Here is a 3,430-nt window from a genome sequence, read left to right on the forward strand (position 1 = left end):
AAGGTGCTTCTTTTAAGAGGAGCACCTTATGTTTACGGGTGTAGCTCAGTTGGTAGAGCACTGGTCTCCAAAACCAGGTGTCGGGAGTTCGAGTCTCTCCACCCGTGCAAAATATAAAGAAATGAATTTAGTTAATTATATAAAAGACTCATTCGAGGAATTACGTAATAAAGTATCATGGATTCCTTGGGAAGAAGCTCAAAAATCTACTGTTGTTGTTGCTATATTTACAATTTTATTTGCTTTGGCAGTATTTCTTGTAGATAAAGTATTTCAAACAGGTTTAGGAGAATATTTTAAATTATTTTAATTACTAAAATTTATTATGACTGATTCTGTGAAAAAATGGTACGTAGTTAGAGCTATTGGAGGGCAAGAAAATAAAGTGAAAACTTATATTGAAAATGAAATTGCCCGCTTAGGTATGACTGATTATGTAGATAGTGTATTAGTGCCTACAGAAAAAGTGATTCAAATACGTAATGGGAAAAAAGTACATAAAGAACGTGTATATTTTCCAGGGTATATTATGATTGAAGCTAATTTAAGCGGAGAATTACCTCATGTTATTAAATCAATAACGGGTGTAATTGGTTTTTTAGGAGAAGTAAAAGGTGGAGAGCCTGTTCCTATGAGAAAAGCTGAAATTAATCGTATGCTTGGTAAAGTTGATGAATTATCAGTTCAAAATGATAATGTAGCTATACCATACGTTATTGGAGAAACTGTAAAAGTAATTGATGGCCCATTTAACGGTTTTGATGGTACTATTGAAAAAATAAATGAAGAAAAGCGTAAGCTTGAAGTAATGGTTAAGATTTTTGGAAGAAAAACACCATTAGAATTAAGTTATATGCAAGTAGATAAAATTTCATAATTGTTACAATAATTTATGATATTACATGGTAGCTTCCAACTAAATATGTACTATCTAATTTAAGATTTAAAAATGGCAAAAGAAGTAAGCAAAGTAGTAAAATTACAAGTTCGTGGAGGTGCGGCAAACCCATCACCACCAGTTGGACCTGCTTTAGGTGCTGCCGGAGTTAATATTATGGAGTTCTGTAAGCAGTTTAACGCTAGAACTCAAGACAAACAAGGAAAAGTTTTACCTGTAGCAATTACTGTTTATAAGGATAAATCATTTGAGTTTGTTGTTAAAACTCCACCAGCAGCTGTACAAATATTAGAAGCGGCGAAAGTGAAAAAAGGTTCTCCAGAACCTAATAGACAAAAAGTAGCTACAGTTACTTGGGATCAATTGAAAGTGATTGCTGAAGATAAAATGGTAGATTTAAATGCATTTACTGTTGAATCGGCTATGTTAATGATGGCAGGTACAGCGCGTTCAATGGGAATTAAAGTAAGTGGAAAAGCTCCAATTAAACAATAAAACAGTTATTAAAAAATGGCAAAATTAACTAAAAAGCAAAAAGAAGCACAGGGTAAGGTTGATAAAAATCAAACTTATTCAATAAAAGATGCTTCTGCTTTAGTAAAAGAAATTACTTCTGTAAATTTTGATGCATCTATTGATTTAGCTGTTAGATTAGGAGTAGACCCTCGTAAAGCAAATCAAATGGTTAGAGGCGTGGTAACACTTCCTCATGGAACTGGTAAAGATGTTAAAGTGCTAGCACTAGTAACTCCAGATAAAGAAGCTGAAGCTAAAGAAGCTGGAGCTGATTATGTAGGTTTAGATGAATACCTTCAAAAAATTAAAGATGGTTGGACTGATGTTGATGTAATAATCACAATGCCTAGTGTTATGGGTAAATTAGGTCCTTTAGGTCGTGTTTTAGGGCCAAGAGGTTTAATGCCTAACCCAAAGACTGGTACAGTAACTATGGATGTTGCAAAAGCAGTAAAAGAAGTTAAAGCTGGTAAAATTGATTTTAAAGTTGATAAAACTGGTATTATTCATGCTTCAATTGCAAAAGCATCATTTGACGCTGATAAGATTTATGAAAATGCTGAAGAGTTGTTACAAACTATAATAAAGTTGAAACCAACATCATCAAAAGGAACGTATATTAAAAGTATTTACTTATCTAGTACTATGAGTCCTAGCATAAGTGTAGATGCTAAATCAGTTTAATTAAGTTAGATCTAAAATTATGACGAGAGAAGAAAAATCACAAGTAATAGAAGTTTTAACAACTAAATTAACTGAAGGAAGAATTATCTATTTAGCAGACATCTCAGGATTAAATGCTTTAGATACATCTAATTTACGTAGAGCTTGTTTTAAAGCAAATATAAAACTAGCGGTTGTTAAAAATTCATTGCTTGAAAAAGCAATGGAAAAGTCTGATAAAGACTTTGGTGAATTGCCAGAAGTATTAAAAGGAAATACATCTTTAATGTTTTCTGATACAGGTAATGCACCAGCAAAAGTAATTAAAGAATTTCGTAAAAAATCTGATAAGCCAGTACTAAAAGGAGCTTATGTTGAAGAAGCAATTTATGTTGGTGATGACCAATTAGATACTTTAGTAAACATCAAATCTAAAGAAGAACTTATTGGAGATATTATTTCATTATTACAATCACCAGCTAAAAATGTTGTTTCAGCATTGCAATCTGGAGGTAATAAATTATCAGGAATTCTGAAAACTTTATCAGATAAATAAATAAGTGCACTAATAAACTAAATAATAAAAATTTAAACAAAGAGAAATGGCAGATTTAAAAGATTTCGAAGAACAACTTGTTAACTTAACAGTAAAAGAAGTAAATGAGTTAGCTGATATTTTAAAAGACGAATATGGTATTGAACCAGCAGCAGCAGCAGTTGCAGTAGCTGGACCAGCAGCAGGTGGAGACGCAGCAGAAGAAGAACAAACAGAATTTGATGTAATTTTAAAAGCAGCAGGTGGTTCTAAATTAGCAGTTGTTAAATTAGTTAAAGAATTAACTGGTTTAGGATTAAAAGAAGCTAAAGGTATTGTAGATAGCGCACCAGCACCAATTAAAGAAGGTATATCTAAAGATGAAGCAGAAGGATTAAAAGCATCATTAGAAGAAGCAGGAGCAGAGGTTGAACTTAAGTAAGTTTTAGCATCTAAAACAATTTAAGGTTTAGGTCTGGGTGTTTCCTGAGACCTAAACCATTTTGCGTATATATTCGTTCTTATATTTTAATAGTTTTTTTAACCTAAAGTTTTTGTCCATTGTCAACAAAAAATTTCACCGAAAGAATAAACTTTGCATCAGCTAAATTGGTAAGTGAATATCCAGATTTTTTAGATATTCAAGTAAAATCGTTTCAAGATTTTTTCCAGTTAAAAACGAAAGCTGACGAACGAAGTACCGAAGGATTGTATAAAACCTTCCTTGACAACTTCCCAATTACAGATACTCGTAACAATTTTGTGTTAGAGTTTATCGATTACTTTGTAGACCCACCTAGATATTCAATTCAAGAATG

Annotated in this window: 7 protein-coding genes and 1 tRNA gene; all 8 read left to right on the forward strand. The window is 32.1% G+C overall.

Going from position 1 to position 3,430, the window contains the following annotated elements:
* Nucleotides 1–34: 34 nt before the first annotated feature.
* Nucleotides 35–107, forward strand: a tRNA-Trp gene (locus tag GQ540_RS05090).
* Between the two features lie 14 nt (nucleotides 108–121).
* Nucleotides 122–310 (forward strand): preprotein translocase subunit SecE, encoded by a 189-nt coding sequence (gene secE, locus GQ540_RS05095; protein ID WP_291798285.1) that lies wholly within the window; start codon nucleotides 122–124, stop codon nucleotides 308–310.
* Between the two features lie 15 nt (nucleotides 311–325).
* The gene (nusG, locus tag GQ540_RS05100; RefSeq protein ID WP_291798287.1) at nucleotides 326–877 is read left to right on the forward strand and encodes a transcription termination/antitermination protein NusG; all 552 of its coding nucleotides are present in this window, start codon (nucleotides 326–328) and stop codon (nucleotides 875–877) included.
* Nucleotides 878–949: 72 nt separating this feature from the next.
* Nucleotides 950–1,393, forward strand: a complete 444-nt coding sequence (rplK, locus tag GQ540_RS05105) for a 50S ribosomal protein L11 (protein ID WP_291798292.1) — start codon at nucleotides 950–952, stop codon at nucleotides 1,391–1,393.
* Nucleotides 1,394–1,408: 15 nt separating this feature from the next.
* Nucleotides 1,409–2,098 carry a 50S ribosomal protein L1 gene (rplA, locus tag GQ540_RS05110; protein WP_291798293.1) on the forward strand — a complete coding sequence of 230 codons (690 nt, stop codon included), beginning with the start codon at nucleotides 1,409–1,411 and terminating at the stop codon, nucleotides 2,096–2,098.
* A gap of 19 nt (nucleotides 2,099–2,117) precedes the next feature.
* A complete protein-coding gene (rplJ, locus tag GQ540_RS05115) occupies nucleotides 2,118–2,633 on the forward strand; it encodes a 50S ribosomal protein L10 (RefSeq protein WP_291798296.1) in 516 nt (171 codons plus the stop codon).
* 46 nt (nucleotides 2,634–2,679) lie between these two features.
* Nucleotides 2,680–3,054, forward strand: coding sequence for a 50S ribosomal protein L7/L12 (gene rplL / locus GQ540_RS05120; protein ID WP_291798298.1), 375 nt, complete (start codon nucleotides 2,680–2,682; stop codon nucleotides 3,052–3,054).
* Between the two features lie 119 nt (nucleotides 3,055–3,173).
* On the forward strand, nucleotides 3,174–3,430 hold a 257-nt coding region (locus GQ540_RS05125; RefSeq protein ID WP_291798301.1), incomplete at its 3' end, for a hypothetical protein.

It is taken from the genome of Lutibacter sp., assembly GCF_013139515.1.
Lineage (GTDB): Bacteria > Bacteroidota > Bacteroidia > Flavobacteriales > Flavobacteriaceae > Lutibacter.

Coding starts and splice junctions, on each gene's coding strand:
- rplJ (WP_291798296.1), top strand. CDS start 2,118: ATGACGAGAGAAGAAAAATCACAAGTAATAGAAGTTTTAACAACTAAA.
- secE (WP_291798285.1), top strand. CDS start 122: ATGAATTTAGTTAATTATATAAAAGACTCATTCGAGGAATTACGTAAT.
- nusG (WP_291798287.1), top strand. CDS start 326: ATGACTGATTCTGTGAAAAAATGGTACGTAGTTAGAGCTATTGGAGGG.
- rplA (WP_291798293.1), top strand. CDS start 1,409: ATGGCAAAATTAACTAAAAAGCAAAAAGAAGCACAGGGTAAGGTTGAT.
- rplK (WP_291798292.1), top strand. CDS start 950: ATGGCAAAAGAAGTAAGCAAAGTAGTAAAATTACAAGTTCGTGGAGGT.
- rplL (WP_291798298.1), top strand. CDS start 2,680: ATGGCAGATTTAAAAGATTTCGAAGAACAACTTGTTAACTTAACAGTA.